At 33.5% G+C, this 15,691-nt stretch carries 13 protein-coding genes; 12 read left to right on the top strand and 1 reads right to left on the bottom strand.

The genetic code is table 11. The annotated features are described in order from the left end of the window. Positions 1-94 precede the first annotated feature (94 nt). The 12 genes from C1638_RS03125 (at position 95) to C1638_RS03070 (ending at position 14,392) form a co-directional block, all read left to right on the top strand. Complete coding sequence (locus C1638_RS03125; protein WP_109618087.1) at positions 95-919, top strand: hypothetical protein; 825 nt, start codon at positions 95-97, stop codon at positions 917-919. After that, complete coding sequence (locus tag C1638_RS03120) at positions 906-1,478, top strand: hypothetical protein (protein ID WP_109618085.1); 573 nt, start codon at positions 906-908, stop codon at positions 1,476-1,478. Before C1638_RS03125 ends, C1638_RS03120 begins: the two co-directional genes overlap by 14 nt. Then, entirely contained in the window at positions 1,475-1,807 is a 333-nt protein-coding gene (locus C1638_RS03115; RefSeq protein WP_109618083.1) for a hypothetical protein, read from the top strand. Before C1638_RS03120 ends, C1638_RS03115 begins: the two co-directional genes overlap by 4 nt. After that, positions 1,782-2,423, top strand: a complete 642-nt coding sequence (locus tag C1638_RS03110; protein WP_109618080.1) for a hypothetical protein — start codon at positions 1,782-1,784, stop codon at positions 2,421-2,423. The genes C1638_RS03115 and C1638_RS03110 overlap by 26 nt, the downstream gene beginning before the upstream one ends. Further along, entirely contained in the window at positions 2,398-4,113 is a 1,716-nt protein-coding gene (locus C1638_RS03105) for a hypothetical protein (protein WP_109618078.1), read from the top strand. The genes C1638_RS03110 and C1638_RS03105 overlap by 26 nt, the downstream gene beginning before the upstream one ends. A 147-nt stretch (positions 4,114-4,260) precedes the next feature. After that, a complete protein-coding gene (locus tag C1638_RS03100) occupies positions 4,261-4,482 on the top strand; it encodes a hypothetical protein (protein WP_109618076.1) in 222 nt (73 codons plus the stop codon). Next, positions 4,479-4,712 carry a hypothetical protein gene (locus C1638_RS03095; protein ID WP_109618074.1) on the top strand — a complete coding sequence of 78 codons (234 nt, stop codon included), beginning with the start codon at positions 4,479-4,481 and terminating at the stop codon, positions 4,710-4,712. The genes C1638_RS03100 and C1638_RS03095 overlap by 4 nt, the downstream gene beginning before the upstream one ends. 24 nt (positions 4,713-4,736) lie before the next feature. Continuing rightward, complete coding sequence (locus C1638_RS03090) at positions 4,737-5,063, top strand: hypothetical protein (protein WP_109618073.1); 327 nt, start codon at positions 4,737-4,739, stop codon at positions 5,061-5,063. Continuing rightward, entirely contained in the window at positions 5,050-5,310 is a 261-nt protein-coding gene (locus tag C1638_RS03085; protein WP_109618071.1) for a hypothetical protein, read from the top strand. The genes C1638_RS03090 and C1638_RS03085 overlap by 14 nt, the downstream gene beginning before the upstream one ends. A 706-nt stretch (positions 5,311-6,016) precedes the next feature. Further along, on the top strand, positions 6,017-10,504 hold the full coding sequence (locus tag C1638_RS03080; RefSeq protein WP_109618069.1) for a phage tail tape measure protein: 4,488 nt from the start codon (positions 6,017-6,019) through the stop codon (positions 10,502-10,504). A 1-nt stretch (position 10,505) separates the two neighbouring features. Then, positions 10,506-12,530, top strand: coding sequence for a hypothetical protein (locus tag C1638_RS03075; protein ID WP_109618067.1), 2,025 nt, complete (start codon positions 10,506-10,508; stop codon positions 12,528-12,530). After that, complete coding sequence (locus tag C1638_RS03070; RefSeq protein WP_109618065.1) at positions 12,530-14,392, top strand: hypothetical protein; 1,863 nt, start codon at positions 12,530-12,532, stop codon at positions 14,390-14,392. Before C1638_RS03075 ends, C1638_RS03070 begins: the two co-directional genes overlap by 1 nt. Here the strand turns inward: C1638_RS03070 and C1638_RS03065 are convergent. Continuing rightward, complete coding sequence (locus C1638_RS03065; RefSeq protein ID WP_165826489.1) at positions 14,389-15,510, bottom strand: tyrosine-type recombinase/integrase; 1,122 nt, start codon at positions 15,508-15,510, stop codon at positions 14,389-14,391. The genes C1638_RS03070 and C1638_RS03065 overlap by 4 nt on opposite strands. Positions 15,511-15,691 lie beyond the last annotated feature (181 nt).

The following is a 15,691-nucleotide window of genomic DNA, read 5'->3' as shown; positions in this document are numbered from 1 at the left end:
ATGCGAGAACATGGAGCCTGCTTTATAGCAGGCTTTTTCTTTTAGTGTAACATTGCAATTGCTGGCAATTGTCAAATTTTGTTAAAAAAATAAAATGAGTACAAAAGCATTAGAATTTCTCACTACAGATTGGGAAAGCCCTCAGGAAGAATTTAATACTGGACTTGTGGTATTTATCAATCATGGAGGAGGCAGGCATCTGTCAAGAAGTTACAATACCAAAGGATTTACACCTCAGAATTTGGAAAACCTTAAATATGATCTGAAAAAGCTGTTAAATATCAAGGATCAGGATATCAGGAATTTTAAATTAGAAAAAGAAAAGGTACCGGAACTGCCTCCACATGATCTGGAAATTGTATTAGCAGAAAACAAGGATGCTTTTACCAAGTTCTTAGATGAAATTGAAAAGGATGCTAAAGGCGGATTAAAGCTGTATGCTCAATATCCATTCCTTAGATCCAAGGAATGCCCAAATGAATTCAAAATTTTGGTAAGCGATGCAATTACTGCCTTTGATAGTTATAAGGCTGCACACGAAGAGCTTTTTACTAAAGTAGCTTCCGTGGTAGAACCTCAATTAACAGAGGTGGAAATTTTCAATATTGCTAATGAACTCTTGGAAGATTTCCAATTAAACAGGGAGATTCACGAAGAATTGAAACATTATGCAGAAAATAGTGAGATTTTGGGTGAACACGAAATTTTTGCAGATCTTAAGCTTGATAGGTCTATTTCAGCCATGACTCCTGCAGAACTTTCCAATAGGTTTAACAATTTAAAATCCTATGTATCCAGAACAAAAGGAAAAATAACCAAAAACAAAGATCCTCAAAAAACAGAAGAACTGAAAAAAGAACTAGCAGGATATGAGAAGGAGAAAGATTTAGTTCATAAGAAACTCAATGAAAAGGAATAAATTCTTTGAAATTGATGAGATTAAAGAAGAATCCGGATGGAGTGAATTTTATTCCGGATCTCTTTCTGCTTATCTCAATCATCAAATAGACCAGGTGGATACAGTTGATGATCTGGTGAGAATTCCGGCAGATGGAGAAACGTTCTTTTTGCATTCGGAAAAAGAATTTTCAATTTTCACTTTCGTTCTTTGGATTGCTCGGAGGCACTTTATTAATGAACTTTACATCAGTTCAAGGACCATAGGATTAAAAGTTATTGAAACTCTTTTGAGGCTTCAGGAAAATGGGAGAATTGGAAGTATTAAAATTCTTATATCCAAAAAAATAAAATCAGAAAATCCTTTTGTTTTTGATAAACTGAATTCAGCAGAAAAGGATAATGCCAACTTTAAAGTTATTACTGCAAATAATAACAGTAAGATAGGGCTTATAAAAGCTGGAGAATTTTACTTGGTTTTGGAAGGTTCCGGAGAATGGGATGAATCAGAAGTCTTTAATCAGTTTATTCTAACCAATCAGGAACAGGTTTACAAATTTAGAAAACGAATCTTTTTATGAAAGCTTATGATGTTAGACTTTCCCAGGAGCAGCTTGAGCAGGTAGAAGATCTCGCTGGAGCTGGTTATGATATTGACAGAATCGCAGTTTATCTTGATATTCCCAGAAAAGAACTAAGAAAAGAATTCCAACAGGAGTATTCTTTTGTGAGGTATCATTATGACCGTGGAATCTTGGTAGTAGAAGCAGAAACCGGGATGAAATTAGCTCAAATTGCAAAATCAGGCAATATCACCGCAATTCAGCAGATGACGAAATTAAGAGAGAATCAAAGGCTTGTTGAACTTAGAAAAAGAATAATGTATGGCGAAGAAATTGACGGATTATAATATTGATGATCTATACAGGTGGATAGAATCAGGGCAAAGTGGGAATGTTCCGGAACAATTTGCCGAGTATGTAGCAATGCTGGATAAGATCTACAAAATGATGAATCGCATTGATATATATGGTTCAAAGGAAGCGATAATTAAACATCTTGTAACCTTTGAAGAAACCTTTAAAAATAACCGCATAGCGGCCCTAAATATTTATAATGAAGCTTTCGAATATTTTAATGCAGATACCGGGATATCCAAAAAAGCTTGGCGTAATTTTTATGCTGCTAAACTAGATCAGGATTATGAAATGTCACGAGCACTCTCTACCAATGCTTCAGACTTTGAGAAGGCAAGCCGTATTGCTCATAAAGCTTCATTACTTCGCCAGTTAGATCAGGAAGATCCGCCAGAACTTCCACGGGAAATGTTTGCCAAACCTATCAAAGTATATACTACAGATATGGATCAGTTTGAAATTGGAAACGAAAGTCTTGCAGATATTGAAGCCTGGATAGATGATAATACTAAAGAGTTATCTCCCAAAGCCATTGAAAAACTGAAAGAAGAAGCAATGTTAATTCCTATTAGAATCTTTGAAGATGAAGAGACAGACAGTAAGAGTTGATTCGCTTTCGTCCTATGATGATGTAGAGCTCCGTTATACTACCTGGCTTAAGATGTTGACGGATCTCATGGAGCCTCAAAACCTTTTTCTGATCCTTGGACGTGGTACCGGGAAAACAACAGATTATCTATCAGAAAGATTGATGAATATCTGTTATGAAATGCCACATAGTTATATTGCTGTTGTTGGTAATACATACACAAATCTTATAAAGAATGTTGTGCCTTCCATTATTGATGGTTGGAAAAGGAAAGGCTGGATAGAGGGGGTTCACTACGTAGTAGATGAAGCACCACCGGATCACTTCAAAAAACCATACAAAACTCCTCAGGAGTATAAGCACACGATTTCCACTTTTACCGGGAATTTCTTCAATTATATTTCGATGGATACACCGAGTTCCGGAGCTGGTAACTCGTATCAACATATTGTTGGAGATGAAACTAAATATCTTGAAAAGAAAAGAATTGACAGGCTATTTCCTGCCCTCAGAGGGGATGCTACAGTTTTTGGTCATTCACCTTATTATCTTGGAGTTACTTTCACTACCGACTATCCTAATATCATTATGCCGGGAGAATATGACTGGATTCTTGATAAGGAAAAAGAAATGAACAAACAGCAGATTAAGTATCTGCTTCAGATCTCATTAGAACTTAATAAAGCTACAGCCAATGCAATAAGAGCTGCCAGAAAAAGAAATGAAAGGCTTCTGAAGAAATTCAAAAACCTGATTAAAAAACTCACAGTCCTAAAAACAAGGCTTAGAAAAAGTTCAACTTTCTTCTACAAGGCATCATCATTTGTTAATGTCAATGTTCTACGTCTTGATTTTTTCAAAACGGCTCTTGAAGCTCTTGGAGAAATTGAATTCAATACATCCGTTTTATCTCAGCCGCCACAGGTGGAAGCCGGCCAGCGTTTTTATGTTGGTTTTGATGATCGGCATATCTATACAGATGGTATTATCAAAGAAAACTATTTCCGTTATAAAACGGGTGATGCTGCAGAAACGTTTTCCACAGATCTTAAGTACTGTATCCATAACCGGCCTCTTGAACTAGGAGTGGACTTTGGAGATATGATTTCATTTGTAGTTGGTCAAACACAAGGGAATACACTCAGATTATTGAAGAACTTCTATTCACTTGGTCAAAAAACAGAGAAGATCTGCGCCCGGTTCTTGGAATTCTTCAAAAACCATAAAAATAAAACCATTGATGTGTATTATGATAGATCCGGTAATGCTTATCAAAGTGTTGGCCGTGATTGGGCGGCTGAAGTTAAAAAGTTTTTAGAAACTAAACCAGATGGAACTTCTACCGGATGGACAGTCAATTTAATGTCACGTAACCAAGGAAACATTACACAGCAAGAAGAATTTAACTTAGCAAAAGCAATGTTTAGTGGGAATTATAAGGAATTACCATTTTTACTTTTTGATAAATACCAGTGTAGACAGCTTATATCTTCCATGAATGTAGCAAAACAGATTGTGAAAAGTAATACAAAAGGTATCCGTCAGATCTTCAAGGATAAGTCTTCTGAGAAGCTTCCTCTGGAAAAACGACCAATGTACTCAACGAATCTTTCAGATGCTCTTAAATATCTTATTTGTCGTAAAAAATGGATGAATATCTTGAGAGATAAAACAACCAGTTATTCAGATCCGGAAACGATAGGAGATTAGTCAAAAAATGAAAATGGAGATTTAAATAAAGTCCTCCGTTTTTAAAAAAGCTCTCACCCAATTTTAAAACACGCCCAAGGCTACGGAGGACAATTTGTCTTCTGATGCCTTGGGCGTTTTTTTGATACTATTTCTTAATTTTGTTTTATGAAAGGTTTAAAACTTTTAAAATCAGATGATGGTGAGATCTACATTTACCATGATAAAAGGCCCAAATTTATTGCAAAGGTAGAAAGCTTATCTCCCTTCTACCTGGTATATAAAATGTGGGAAACAATCGATTTTTATAAGGATAGAGATTTTCAGAAAGATTATGAAAAATTAGTAAAAGAATTCATTGATGAAAAAATAAAATACGGTGAAATATGAGCTGCGAAAATTTAAATATACTTACTTATTATGGTCCTTGGGAGAGTTCGCCTTTTTCAATTAATGAAAAGTTTTTTATTGAAAATGGTTATGTATCTCAATCTGTTGTGAGAGATAAAAGAAATGCTTTGAAAAGATCACTTAGCTATCAAGAGTTGAAAGTACTTAGTATTTTAGAACAAAATGGAGTGCTTTTAACAGAAGATCTTTTTAAACCATATCCTTCTTAGTATAACTTTAAAAAAAAATGTAAAATGAGTAATAAGAAACGAATATCAAAAAAAATTATTTCCATAAGAAAAAAAAATCAAAAGAAGATTTCTCTTATGATGTTTAAAGTAATTGTAAAGACTCTTGAGTATTTAAATTTTGCTCAAAATATAAAAAGAGCTTGTTCTAAAAATGTTACTTACCCACCTGGTAGAATCATGATTAGAACTTCAGGTGCTGAAACTATAGATAGAGCTAGTCTTGCTTATTACGGAAATGTACCAAAGCTTGCTATAACAGAAGAATTAGAAAGAAGGGTTATTAATATAATTGAGATGGTTGAAAAAAATGGTTTTAATGGAAAAAACTGAATTTGAAAATAAAATTTTAGGTTTAAAAACAATATCTCATAAACCTATAGTTTATAGCCTTCCTGATATAAATAGTAGGTTTAAAGAATATTTGGAAATTAATAGTTTGCTCTATATTATTAAAAAACATATAGGATCGGACAAGGCAAATGAATTTTATGATAAAGTTAAGAATGAATATCCCTCTCAAAATTGCATGTCCAATACATATTTTATTATTAATAAATTAAGAGAAAAGATTCAATAATTTCATACATTTGTAGAACGTTAAAGCATTTATAATCTAATTGGATTATTTAAGCACCGGCTCGTCACAGTCGGTGCTTTTTTTTGCCCTGCAACTATTTCCGGAATCTATCATTTTCCAAAGAATCATTTTTATTCATTTTCTATCCTGCAACATTCATTTTTGGTTATTTTAAGAAATAATACTTTCACTACTCTTTTCAAGAGTTGCAGTTAAAAATTCTAATAATTTTCTTTTTTGTTTTCTAAATTTCTATTGATTATAAGAAGATTGCATCTTGTTTTCTGCAATTACTTTATTCTTAAATCAATTCAAAAGCTTCTTTAATTAAGAAACTATAATAATTATAAATAGTGCTTTTTATCAGGTAAAATATCCCATTTATTACAAAAAATTTAAAAGTAAAAATATCAAGAATCTGATTTTCAGCACTTAAACCTTTCGAAATGTATTTTTACCATTGCTTTCAAAGCGAGAGGCCGAGCCGCCGTATTACGTATTTGCAGTTGCAGGGCCTTATCTGGCCGGAAATATGGTTCCAGGCTGGCTGAGCTGCTACCCCCTGAACAGGTCCTTGTTCAGATCTGAGATTATGCCCGGTTTAGCAGTTTGATTATAGTATATCATCTATTCAATAGCCTCTTTATATAGGTTTTGATGTAACGTTGTATGCTGTCATATCACTGTAACATTGCCAAAAAATCTAATGGCAAAGGTTATATCAGATGAGATACTAAAGCTCAAAATTGTTATCAATGGTGATGAAGCTCAGAAGAGGGTTCTGGATCTTGAACAAGCCAATAAGGTATTGGGTGTTCGATTGAAAGACTTAACGCAGCAAGAGAAGGATCTTGATAAGGTAAGAAAGGGTGAGGAGAAGACTTTGGGTACTACGACCAAGCAAATTGAGAAACTTAACTCAAAGAGGAAAGAGAATGAGCTGTCATTAATTAATGAAACAAAATCATTAAGAAATCAACAGTCCTTATACCAGGTAGGTAGTAAGGAATATGAGAAGTTTCAAACGAAGATTGATAAGGTAAAGCAAAAGTCTGAAGAATCATTAAAAGCTATTAACGAAGAGATATCATCATTAACTCAGCAACAGCTGGTTCATCAACAGGCTTTCGATAAAACAACGGATAAGTATAAGACGCTCAGATCTGAGATTGAGAAAACCCAACAAGCAATCAATGATAATAGAGAGAAGATAGACCAGGAGGTTAAGTCTATGGATATAATGTCTCTCACTATAGATCAGCTAACAAGAAGAGCAGAAGGGCTTAAGGAGGCTATGAAACACATGGCACCAGGTGAAGGGCTTAATGCTACCAGAGATGAGTTAGATGCGATCAACGAACGAATACAAGAGTTAAGGGAAGGACCGGAAGAGGGAGGTGGATTCTTTGATTCTGTTAATGAATACATAGGAGTAATAGCCGCTGTTGTTGCTTCTTTTGCAGGTATCCTCATAAAGATGCAAGAGGTAGTAGATCTTAACAACAAGTTAGTTGACGCACAGACGGCGGTTGCTAAAACAACCGGGATGACCATCGATGAAGTCAAAGAACTTACTGCTGCTTATGTTGATTTTGATACAAGAACTAACAAGATAGATCTATTAAAGATAGCGGAAGTAGGTGGGAGGTTAGGGGTTCCTAAAGCTGAGATTAAAGAATTCACCCGTGAAGTTGATAAAGCTTATGTGGCTCTTGGGGATTCCTTTTCAGGTGGTGTGGAAAAAGTTGCAGAGAAGATTGGAAAGATAAAAGGTTTGTTCAAGGAAACAAAAGATTTGGGTATTCCTGAGGCTATTAATCAGATAGGTTCAGGACTTAATGAACTTGGAGCAGATGGAGCAGCCAGTGAAGAGAACATGGCTGATTTTGCATTGAGAATAGGTCAGCTTCCGGAAGCTTTAAAACCATCTATTGCGGAAACATTAGCATTAGGGGGTGCTTTTGAAGAAAGTGGTATTGATGCAGAGAGAGCTTCATCCGGTTATATGAACTTCATTAGAACAGCTGCTAAAGAAACTGCAGCATTTGCAAAAGTAATGGGGATCTCGCAGAAAGAAGTTGAAAAGCTTATTAATGAAGATCCAATGGAATTCTTCTTGAAATTCTCAGAAGGTGCAAAAGGTCTTGATCCTGTAAAATTGTCCCAAATTCTTGACGGATTAAAACTTAACTCAAATGAAGTATTAGCTGTTATTGGATCGGCCTCCGATAATACAGAAAAATTCAGAAAATCAATCGAACTTTCCAATGGAGCAGTGAAAGATGCTACATCACTTCAGCAAGAGTTTGATAAAGTTAATAATAATGCAGCCGCTATATATGATAAGTTGAAGAGAAAGTGGGAGGAGATTTACACAAGTGAAAAGGTTGCAAAGGTTTTAGCTTGGCTTATTGATGTCATTGGAAAGTTGCTTGGAGTTGTGAAAGATGAGACAGGTGGAGTAACTATGTTTAGAGAATCATTGATGTTTCTCATTAAAATAATGACTGTAGCTGTTACTGCTATTTTCTCATATAATGCAGCTCTTGCTTTGTCAGAACTGACCTTGGCAAAAGTAAAAGAGAAATTGCTTGCCTATACTATCGTTGAAAAAACAAGTAATCTTTTGAAACAGTTAAGCACAACTTGGCAGAATCTATACAATATTTCCTTAGGATATGGGGCATTGGCTTTAGGTAGGCTAACTGGTAGTACTAATTTACAAGCAGTTGCTCAGGAGAGGCTTAATTTAGTTACGGCCGCGAGTCCTTGGGGAGCAGTTGCTGCACTAGTTATGGGTGTAGTTACTGCATACATGCTATTTAAATCATCAGCTGACGAAGCTGCTAAATCAGCCAGTAAGCAATCAAAAGAGATGATGTTTCAGTCGGAAATGGCAAAGAGAATAAATGATGAAGAAGCGAAGTCTTCCGCTGAGCTGAAAAGCAAGGTAGAGCCACTTGTTAGAGTACTGAAAGATAAAAATTCACAATTAGCAGATAGAAAAAAAGCATATGAGGAGCTTATCAAAATAGCCCCTGAATTCAAAGGAACATTGGATTCTGAATATCTGGCAACTAAAAAACTGGATCAAGTCTATTCTTCTCTAATCGAAAAAATTAAAGCTGCTGGTAAAGTAAGAGCCTTACAAGCACTTTTGGATGAACAATATGAAAAGAGAGAAAAACTGGCCGGAAAACAGGAAATATTCAAAGAAACACAGGATAAAAATAAGAAAGATAAATCAATGCTTAATCCTGACGGCTCCCAGAAAGCAGGGATTCAGTTTGTAAATGATCTGGTTCAGAAAACAGATAAGGATTTACAAAACATAGATAATAGTATTGATTCCATTGCGAAAAAAATAACTGAGGTGAAGTCAGAAGGTGTAATAAAAGAGTCTACTTATCAACCACTTCCTGAAAAGGTGAAAAAAGGTAAAAAAACTGATGCTGAAAAAGATGCTGAAAAAGCGGAAAATGCTTATAAGAGAATGCGTCAGAAAATGTTAGATAATCAGGAAAGTTACGATCAAAAGGAAGTCGAGCTAGAAGCTCAGAAACAGCAGGCACTTGCTGATAAACAAAAAGATGGATATGAAAAAGAAAAAGCTCAAATCGAAGCTGAAAGAGATAAGCGTCTTTCTGATCTTGACAAACAGAAAATAAAACAATCTGATTTTGATGATATAGATAAAATTATCGCCCGTGAAAAAGGTGATCTGCAGAAAAGATTTATTGAAATTAAAAATCAGTGGATTCGTGAGAACAAACTTCTTGAGGATACTAAAATTGCAGAAAAAGAAAAAGCTAATTTTAAAATTTATGCCTTAGATGAAAAGTATCTGAAAGAAGATTTAAAAAAACAGGAAGAAAATTTACAAACTGTTTTAAAAGCAATCACCACTGAGCAGAATAAGGCTATATCTGATAATAATACACTTGAATCTCAGAAAAAATTCCTTGAGGGTAAAGGCTTTTCTAAGGAAACACTTGCGTTGATTACGAATTGGGAAGAAGGTAAATCTGCCATTGAAAAATATTATCAAAAAAAGTCACTGGAAGAGCAGGTAATATTTCTTCAGGACCAGATTGATATTTTCAACATGTTCGCTGAAATTACTCCTGAATTCGTAACAGAAGATCAAATCAAAACGATTGAAGAGTATAAAAATAAAATAGCCACTTTAATGGCAGAAATTACCAAACTAAAAAAAGGTGATTCTGAAAAAATTAGTGGAAAATTATCTGCTTTCGGTAAAGGGTCTACAGATCTATTTGGTTTAACACAGGATCAATGGCTCGTTTTGTTCAGTAATACAGATTCTTTAAAAGATAAGATTGATAAAGTTGGTGCTGCTATTACTGTAGCAAAGAACATGTTTAGTGCTTATAGCTCTTTTGTTCAGGCTAATGAGCAAAAAATGCTTCAAAAAATGGAGATCAGCAGTGATAAGAAGAAGAAAAAACTGCAATCACAATTAGATGCTGGATTAATTACTCAAGATCGATACAAGAAGGAAACAATGGCTATTGATGCAGAGTTAGATCGCAAAAAAGCTGAAATAGAGTATAAACAGGCGAAGCGACAAAGGATGATGCAAATCGCTGAGATTGTATCTAATACTGCTCTTGCTATTATGCAGGCTTGGGTAAATCCAGGATATCCTATGGCAATTCCATTATCAGTAATTATTGGCGCACTTGGTGCTGTGCAGTTGGGAACTGTGATGAGTCAGCCCCTTCCAGCAGCTCCAGGTGCAGAAGACGGCTTCTATCCTGTTCTAAGATCTCAAGACAATAAACTTTTTAATGCAAGAAGAAGAGCGTCTAAAACAGGGATTTATGATGAACCTACTATGCTAGTGGGAGAAGCGGGAGCCAGTATGCCGGAACTTGTTGTATCCGGAAAGACGATGCAAAAGATAGATCCGGCAATTCAAAGAACGTACATGAACGAAATTAAAAGAGTTGAAGGTTTTGAAGAAGGGCTTTATCCAGCTCAGGCGAGATCTTCCGGAAATGATGAACTACTTATCCAAGCGATAGAAATTATCAAAGCAAATACTGAAATTATGATTGATCTCAAAGAGAATGGGGTTAAAGGGTATTTCCTGAAAAACGCGAGAACCGGAAAGGATGTTCATGAAATGACTGAAGAATATCTAACATTAACTAATAAAAACAAACATTAATATGCCACTAACATTCCCAGAAGGTGGAGGAGAACCACAGGATTATTTAAACGCAAATACACTCACGACCAATATTACCTGGAAAAGAGGTGATCCTTTACCTGCTAATGTGAAAATTGACTTACAATATTCTACAAGTAAAGTTTATTCACAATATCGTCTTAGAATTGATTCTAACAGTTCAGGTACTCCCATTGATGTCAATGATGTTTCTGACGGAAACTCAATTATTGATTCATTTTCTACTACTTCACCTAACCTTAATAAGAATTTCTATCTTATTTTTAAAAATTTTGATAATCTTCAGGATGGTAATTATAATACGGAAATATACTTTACATTATATGGTGTTCCAAATACACCTGGGTTTTTAGAATTTATAAATCAGACTTCTATAAAAATAGGATTAACAATTCAAGGGAATGAAACTATTATAACAGAGAAGAAAATATATAATGTAATTTTTAATAGACAGAATAATCAATTATCCGGAGATCAGAATGTGCTGATTCAAGGTAACTCTATTAATGCTGATCTTTCTTTTTTCAATAATCTGGCGATTTTTAAGAATATTGATGTAATTCAGAATAATCAGTTTTTGCTTGAACCTTCTTCTCCTCTTCAAAATAATGCAGCTCTTCCTATTGAAGGAATGTACGAAATTAGTTGTCTAATAAAGAAAAAGCTTGTTGGTGGATCGTCCGTTAATGCTTATTCATTTTTGATACACTTGTTTGTATTGAACAAAGATTTATTGGTCACACCAACTTCATTAGCATTCTCTTTACTTCAGGCAGCAGCAGAAGTAAAATCAGAGAAACTAAGAATTATCAATCCTTATGGAAAAGCATTTACTATTGTAGCTCCTTCATGGCTTGAATTATCATCTAATTCAGGCAATACAGATATTGAAATAACAGTTAGTACTTTGAATTCTCAAACGTTGCCAATAGGGGAATTATCTGGAGAAATTAAAATTAATTTTGAGAATAAATTTATTTCTGTACCTGTTTCATTATCTGTTATAAGCTTCGTTTATTTATCAAACAAAGAATCTTATAATTTTTGCTTGGATGATAAACGAATAAATTTTGTTCGCCGAAATAATACTTCACGATTTGTCCAATCAACATTAAATGTCATTTTTAAAAATGAAGAGGGTACAAAAATAATTGAAAGATCGTTGGTGGTTCCATATTATAATGATCGGGCTTCCTTTGATTTGGGAGCTAAAATTCATCAATATTTTGTGAGGCTAAAAAAAAGTGTGCTTGGAGAACCTAATGCTCCTTCACGTTTAGATAATAAATTATGGATGTACCCGGCAGAAGTTAAAGTGTTAGTGGAAGAATTAGATGCAGATTATAATGTTATTCATAGTGAATCTATTGATTCAATTTATTTTTATCCGGGTAAAAAACCTTCAGGATTTCCTTTACTTACTAATAATCTTCATCGGCAAAGAGTTCCAGGATCAAAGTATATCTTTACTTACATTCAAGGGCTTTTAAATCCTTCTAATATTGGAATAGGAGCACCCAATATAATTGAAGATGGTGTGATTACAAGGTTAAAGATTGAAGATGAAGAAGATAAAATCATTTTTCCAGTAAAAAAGTCAATTGAAATAACGCCCGAAAAGAAGTTGATTTATTATACATCTCTATGGCCCGGCCCTCTTGTTATCAATATTCAATTTGAAAATCAGAATCTGGTTCCGGAAGCTTTTACTTTTACTGGTCACATTAAAAAGAATCCTGATTATAATCATATTTATGACCAAAATGTTTTGACCCGTTTGAAAGAAAAATATGATGTGAGCAAAGTAAGTACTTTAGTTATAAATACTGGGTTTTTAATTGCTAAATGTATTCCAACGATTAATGAAATTATTGAAAGTAAGTTATGTTTTATAGAGTATGAAGATAAAGTATATCGTGGATTCTGTATCACCCAAAAACTGCCTGAAAAAGATACAACTGTAGAGCTAATTCAGTTTGATTTAGAATTTTTAATTGTAGAATAATGGAAATAAAGTTTTATACGGATAAAGGAGTAATAGATTTATCCAATGTTAAATTTAGCACTCAAGAAGAAAACTCAATGATGAGTCAAAAAACATTAACTCCTTTTTTCTTTCCCTTCGAAATTTACTTAGATGATGTCTTTCTTAATACGTTTGGTGATTATTCAAGCTTTGAAAGTAAGAATCTTGAAACGAATATTCCTGGATTACTTTTTTTTGAAGATCAAACTTACAAAGCGAAATTAGAGATCCAAACGACTGAGGGAAATAAGTTGATTGGGCAGATAGATTTTGGCTTAGAAGAAATTCCAAATTTTGAAAAAAAATTGAATGAACTTCCATTAGATAGTTTCAAAGTAGATAATATCTATACGCATGCTGAATCTATAATAACTAAACAATGGCCTTCTGTTAATTATAATTTTCCAAGAATATTTACCAAAAAATATGACCAAAATAGCAACATGTGGAATGCTTTTGATGGATATTATAATGACAGTGTTATAGATAATGGATTATGTAAATTTAAGCAGAATTATATTGCAGGAAATGGTGATATCAATAATTTGAATATCGTTCATCCTTGTCCACATCCTATCTACTTATTAAAGGTCGGTTTTGCAGATGCTGGGTATGATTTAATTGGTGATATACTAATTGATCCGGATCTCCAGCAACGGTGGCTATTTTCCGGAACAGAATATTTTACTATGAAATCTCAAACAAAGGTTGGAGTAACTGCTAGTCCTTTAGATTATAATACTGATGACCCCTTTAGTTATTACATTAATGGGCATGTCATAAGGTTAAGGAAAAGAACTTACAATAAAAGCATAGGTTCTTTACCAAAAGGAAATTATAATATTGTAGGAGCTTTTGATTTTAAAACATTTAACAATAGTACAGTAGAACTAAAAATTAGTGTTAATGGGGTTGATGTTTATGCTTTTAAAGAATTTTTTGATGGTGGGATTATAAGAACAATTAATTTAAATTTTTCTTCATATTTCAATAGGGATGCAGATAATGTAATTACATTCTATGCGGATTATGTACCCATTAATCCTGATGGTTCAGAATATAATATTATAAGTTTTGAGCTTATATCTGATGTTTTAACTGAGAATAACTCAGGAAGTGAGGAAACTAAAGTAGTGATTAATGCTAATGAGATTAACCTTGCAAGGGCGGTTCCTAATATTACTTTTGGTGATTATGTTAATGGTGTTAAAAATTGGTTTAATTACGATCTTGAAGTATTAGGTGCTAAGGTAATTATGAATAAATTAGGAGATAGGGAGCCTGATGTTATTCAGGATTTTCAAAGTTTTGAAGTGAAGGAACCAAAAAGAAATCACCTGAAGAAAAAATCATTTTTAATTAAATTCCCTGAGCTTGATAATTACTCACTTGATAGTATGTATTATGATGATAAAGGCTCCAAAATTAATGGATCAAAAAATAAGGATACAAATGAAATTGAAATACCAGGATATCCGTTACCTGTTTTAAAACCTAAAGAAAACTCTGTTCCAACTGCCATTGTTAAAAAAGATGCTGATGATCTTATTGGACTTGTCTATTATGATGGCTTAGTCGCAGGCCAGAATAATTCAAAGAATATTCCCGGTTGTGCTCATCCGGAATTGTTTGATAAAAATTTTAAAAAGTGGTTACGCCAAAGAGTAAGGGGAACCGAATATAATTGGACTAAAATAATGAATGCTGAAAGTTTTGTTGGAATGAACATTAAAAAACATATATTTTGCTATAACAATATTCATTTAATAGTAAGACTTAACAAGGATAAAGTCGGTGACAATACCTACGAGGTAGAATTTGTCACCGAAACTATAAATTAATCCATTAGGTAGATAGATAAGTTTGATTCTTTTTCAACGATATGCACATATATCATTGTTGTCAGAATACTTGAGTGATTAAGTATCTGCTGCAGGTCTCTTACATTGCCGCCTTTTCTTAAAAAATTGGTGGCAAATGTATGTCGGCCGGTATGCATAGAAACGTTTTTTTTGATATTTATTTTTTCAAGTTTCATTATGTTTTTTAGAGTTCTATTGATGTAGTTTGCATGAAGGTGCTCTACGAATAATCTGGGCTGACTTTCTACTAATGATTTCGCGGTATTATTAAGCACGATTGTATGTGATTTTTCTGTTTTCTCTGAATGAAAAGTAATGGCATTTCCTTTCAGGTCAAACCTTTTTAGATTTTGAATCTCCGAAACTCGCATGCTTGTAAAGCAAGAAAACAAGAAATAACCAAGGCTTAACATATGTAGAGGATCGATATCCTCACTAAAGTAATAATCTTTCAAAATACTAACTTCTTTTATAGTAAGATTAGTCTTGTTTCCTGCCATTGATCCGACTTTTAGTTCATCTGTGTCAAAATTGATGAAGAGTCCGTGTTTTCTGGCAAGATTTATATATTTTTTTATTGTCTTAATGTTACCACTTATAGTTGTATTTTTATTTCCCTTTTTATACAAGTGTCCTCTATAGTCTTCAAAAAAGCCTAATGTAAGATTATTAAATGGTAAGGGGCTTTTATATTCTTCCAGTTTAGCTAAAACAGATCTTGCATGTCTTTTTGATGATTCCTTAGTAGGCACTTCTTCAATATTATGCCTCATAAATGAAATGAAATCATATTTTGGAGTTTTACTGAAAAATTCGTTTCTAAAAGTTTTAATATCCAGAAATGCTCCCTTTGATAATCTATAATGAGTTTTTATTTCGGTTGTCTTTGAGTCCATGTTATCAAGAGATAGATTGATATCTTCAGTATCAAACTTTTTTTTAACCCTTCTATTCATATTATCCCAGTGTTCAGGTTTAACATAGAGACCGGTGGGTATTCTTTCTCTCTCTTTATTAATGGAAACATCATAAAAAATTTGACGTTTTCCGTCTTTCCTTGTGTAGTTGTTTAGGTAAAAGTGTGTTGTGATTGTCATAAATTTGTTTTTTGTGACAAGCTTTGTGACAAGAAATGAAGGTCTGTTCTGAGTCATATCAATAATAATTTAGATTTAATAATTATTGGCCAGAATCGTTGTGACAGCTTTATGACAAAAGGGAAAAAGAAAACAGGTTAACCTTTAAATCATAGTACTTCATAAGTTGAAATAAGCTTGA

The organism is Chryseobacterium oncorhynchi (genome assembly GCF_002899895.1).
Lineage (GTDB): Bacteria > Bacteroidota > Bacteroidia > Flavobacteriales > Weeksellaceae > Chryseobacterium > Chryseobacterium oncorhynchi.
This window is presented reverse-complemented; position numbering and strand designations above follow the sequence as displayed.

Coding starts and splice junctions, on each gene's coding strand:
- C1638_RS03125 (WP_109618087.1), top strand. CDS start 95: ATGAGTACAAAAGCATTAGAATTTCTCACTACAGATTGGGAAAGCCCT.
- C1638_RS03120 (WP_109618085.1), top strand. CDS start 906: ATGAAAAGGAATAAATTCTTTGAAATTGATGAGATTAAAGAAGAATCC.
- C1638_RS03115 (WP_109618083.1), top strand. CDS start 1,475: ATGAAAGCTTATGATGTTAGACTTTCCCAGGAGCAGCTTGAGCAGGTA.
- C1638_RS03110 (WP_109618080.1), top strand. CDS start 1,782: ATGGCGAAGAAATTGACGGATTATAATATTGATGATCTATACAGGTGG.
- C1638_RS03105 (WP_109618078.1), top strand. CDS start 2,398: ATGAAGAGACAGACAGTAAGAGTTGATTCGCTTTCGTCCTATGATGAT.
- C1638_RS03100 (WP_109618076.1), top strand. CDS start 4,261: ATGAAAGGTTTAAAACTTTTAAAATCAGATGATGGTGAGATCTACATT.
- C1638_RS03095 (WP_109618074.1), top strand. CDS start 4,479: ATGAGCTGCGAAAATTTAAATATACTTACTTATTATGGTCCTTGGGAG.
- C1638_RS03090 (WP_109618073.1), top strand. CDS start 4,737: ATGAGTAATAAGAAACGAATATCAAAAAAAATTATTTCCATAAGAAAA.
- C1638_RS03085 (WP_109618071.1), top strand. CDS start 5,050: ATGGAAAAAACTGAATTTGAAAATAAAATTTTAGGTTTAAAAACAATA.
- C1638_RS03080 (WP_109618069.1), top strand. CDS start 6,017: ATGGCAAAGGTTATATCAGATGAGATACTAAAGCTCAAAATTGTTATC.
- C1638_RS03075 (WP_109618067.1), top strand. CDS start 10,506: ATGCCACTAACATTCCCAGAAGGTGGAGGAGAACCACAGGATTATTTA.
- C1638_RS03070 (WP_109618065.1), top strand. CDS start 12,530: ATGGAAATAAAGTTTTATACGGATAAAGGAGTAATAGATTTATCCAAT.
- C1638_RS03065 (WP_165826489.1), bottom strand. CDS start 15,510: ATGACAATCACAACACACTTTTACCTAAACAACTACACAAGGAAAGAC.